Origin of the sequence: Wolbachia endosymbiont of Drosophila seguyi (assembly GCF_028981765.1) — a bacterium.
Taxonomy (GTDB): Bacteria; Pseudomonadota; Alphaproteobacteria; order Rickettsiales; family Anaplasmataceae; genus Wolbachia; species Wolbachia pipientis.
The window spans coordinates 1-2,972 of sequence record NZ_JAPQLM010000157.1 but is presented as its reverse complement, the minus strand read 5'-3'; the positions used below and the strand labels follow the sequence as shown (position 1 = coordinate 2,972).

4 protein-coding genes are annotated in these 2,972 nt (G+C 37.7%); all 4 read right to left on the bottom strand.

Annotation, left to right across the window (positions count from 1 at the left end; translation table 11 throughout):
• Positions 1 to 89 precede the first annotated feature (89 nt).
• Positions 90 to 260, bottom strand: a complete 171-nt coding sequence (locus tag OZD62_RS04015; protein ID WP_010082311.1) for a hypothetical protein — start codon at positions 258 to 260, stop codon at positions 90 to 92.
• Between the two features lie 111 nt (positions 261 to 371).
• Positions 372 to 1,328, bottom strand: a complete 957-nt coding sequence (locus OZD62_RS04010; RefSeq protein WP_275019475.1) for a beta-ketoacyl-ACP synthase III — start codon at positions 1,326 to 1,328, stop codon at positions 372 to 374.
• Positions 1,321 to 2,358 carry a phosphate acyltransferase PlsX gene (plsX, locus tag OZD62_RS04005; protein WP_038199264.1) on the bottom strand — a complete coding sequence of 346 codons (1,038 nt, stop codon included), beginning with the start codon at positions 2,356 to 2,358 and terminating at the stop codon, positions 1,321 to 1,323. Before plsX ends, OZD62_RS04010 begins: the two co-directional genes overlap by 8 nt.
• A 10-nt stretch (positions 2,359 to 2,368) precedes the next feature.
• Positions 2,369 to 2,551 carry a 50S ribosomal protein L32 gene (gene rpmF / locus OZD62_RS04000; protein ID WP_010962967.1) on the bottom strand — a complete coding sequence of 61 codons (183 nt, stop codon included), beginning with the start codon at positions 2,549 to 2,551 and terminating at the stop codon, positions 2,369 to 2,371.
• Between the last annotated feature and the right edge of the window lie 421 nt (positions 2,552 to 2,972).

Genomic DNA, 2,972 nt, shown 5'->3' with positions numbered 1-2,972 from the left:
TCCCGCTGCTTGTTAGCGGGATCTAGAGATACCGCGAATGAATCGCGGTATGACGTAGGACTGCTGTCATCCCAGTGCTCCTTTTTTTGTCATCCCAGTGCTTGACACTGGGATCTAGTTTTCCATATAATCTCATCGAAAATGTTGTAACCACTTTCTGTGCTAGTTTGCTTGCTTACAAGCAAACTTTCCTGGATCCAAGTAGTCAGGGCACTGAGATGACACCCTCTTGGATGAAAACCAGTATCAGCTACTTTCATGACACCATTCTTTTTTCTGGATCCAAGTAGTCAGGGCACTGGGATGACAGGAGAAAGAGGCACTGGAATGACAAAGAGGGTACTTGGATGACAGGAGGTAATGCAGGAAGTCTAATAGTGCAGCAACACGGAACCCCAGGTCAGGCCTGCACCTATTGAAATCAGCAGTACCAGATTTCCTGATTTTATTTTTGATTCTTGTATTGCATAGTCTAAGGCCAGTGGAATTGATGCCGCTGAGGTGTTTGCATGCTTATCAACGGTATTAATCACTTTCTCTATAGGAAAATCTAATTTCTTTACTACTGCTTCAATAATACGAATGTTTGCTTGATGGGGAATTAACCAGTCAATATCAGTGATTTTCAAATTATTGCATTTCAGAGTTTCCTCTACTGAGGCTGTTAACTTATCCACTGCATGTTTAAACACTTCTCTTCCACTCATGCATATTTTTCCAGAATCACCAGTTGAGGATATCCCTCCGTTCGTAAATAGTATGTCCACATTGCCGTCAGAGTATAAGTTTGTTGATATGATGCCGCTTCTACCCATTTCTGATTTCATCACCACTGCACCAGCACCATCACCAAAGAGTACACAAGTTGACCTATCTTCCCAATCAACAATCCTAGACATTATTTCAGCACCTATAACCAATGCATATTTAATTCTATTGTTAGATTTTATGAGCGAATCAGCAACTGTAACTGCATATATAAAACCAGAGCATGCTGCTTGTACATCAAAAGCAAATGCGTTTTTACATTTTAACTTACTTTGTACAATCGTTGCACAGCTAGGAAAAGTTTTATCAGGAGTTGTTGTAGCAACTATAATCAAGTCAATTTCATCTACTGAAATTTTAGCTTTTTCTATAGCACTTTTTGCTGCATTTACAGCTAGATCTGACGTTAGTTCTCCTTCATCTGCTATATGCCTTTGAACTATTCCTGTTCTCTGCCTTATCCATTCATCGCTCGTCTCAACTATCGATGCAATTTCGTTGTTACTCAACATTTTTCTTGGTAGGTAAGATCCAGTGCTTAATATGAAACTTTTATTCAATATGACTTACCCCGTTAATTATCTTTTGATTTAAATTTTCACTAATTGCATTTACTGCAAATTTTATGGCATGGGCAAAAGAAATAGCATCAGAATTTCCATGACTTTTAATGATGATACCATTCAGCCCTAAAAACATAGCTCCACTTCTAATTTTGGGATTAAAACGCGTTAAAGCTTTATTTAGTTTGGATTTTAACAATATACCAACAAGCATTTTCGCTATCCACGAATTGAATACTTCCTGCTTTATTAGATTGATAAAGGTACTAGCGGTTGCCTCAGCCGTTTTGAGCATTACATTGCCAACAAAACCATCAGCAACAATCACATCTATATTACCCTCTAAAAATTCACTTGCCTCTATATACCCTTTGAAATTAATGCCTGGAGCGTTTTTAAGCAACTCAAAAGCACCGCGCACTGAGTCATTACCTTTAACTTCTTCTGTGCCGATATTTAGCAAAGCAACTTCAGGATTGTCAATTTTTAATGCTATTTTTGCAAATATACTACCCATTAACGCAAATTGAAATAATGAGTCGGCATTACAATCAACATTTGCACCAAGGTCAAGCAAAGCGAAGCTTTTTGTCTTAGTTGGACAGATAGAGGCAATAGCAGGACGATAAATGTTTGGTAATGTTCCTAAAATAAATCTGGAAATTGCCATCAACGCTCCGGTGTTGCCTGAAGATACCACTCCGAAAGCTTTACCTTCTTTCACTGCAACAATTGCAGCTTTCATACTTGAGTCTTTACGATGTCTCAGCGCAAAAGATGGCTTATCATTTGCAAGGACATTGTCAGAACAATGAGTAAATTCAGAATTGTTACTTACTTTTTTATATTTCAAAAGCAAAGGAGATACTTCTTCCTTATCTCCATAAATATGAAAAAAAACTTTAATGCCTGGGTCAACAAGGTTGTCTAAAAAAAAACCAGCACCATGAATCACGGAAAGAGGCGCAAAATCGCCCCCCATAGCGTCAAGTGCAATAACTATATTATTATTGACCGTAGATAACATATCATAATAGTCACTCTGCCTGTTGCTTGATGAAAACCCGTTTTCCTTTGTAACTGCCATCAACTGCTACGTTATGAGGCAACATGAATTCCCCAGTTGTTGAACATACCACAACATTCTTAGGCTCAATAGCATGATGAGAACGATGCATATTACGCCTTGACTTTGACTTTTTTCTTTTTGGAACTGCCAAAACTTCCTCCATTCTACTACAAAATTCAATTCATTAGTAACATGTTTTTTACAGGAAGTAAACAGGGATAGTAAAATAAGTAAGGTTTGCTTATGTAATTGAGTTCTATAGCTAAAGTGGCTCTACAATTTGAAAAACCGTCATTCCGCTACTCGTTAGCGGAATCTATACCGCGAATGAATCCATAGCTGTACGAACATTCATTTTTGAAGGTAAATTGCACAACAGATGATGTCATTCCAGTCTGGAATCCAGAAATTTTGCTTATAACTGAGCTGATGAGCTAAAGGTAGTTGTCTTATGCTAAAACAAACGTTTTTAATTAAGTTGCATAGAAGCTGGATCCCAGTGGGCTTTGTTGCATCGCTAGCTATGATGGATTAAAGATAAAAAAGATAGCGAATATCAGTAGCTTATTATT

Bases quoted from the DNA above. Each gene is read 5' to 3' on its own strand.
- OZD62_RS04015 (WP_010082311.1), bottom strand. From the start codon at position 260: ATGAAAGTAGCTGATACTGGTTTTCATCCAAGAGGGTGTCATCTCAGT.
- plsX (WP_038199264.1), bottom strand. From the start codon at position 2,358: ATGTTATCTACGGTCAATAATAATATAGTTATTGCACTTGACGCTATG.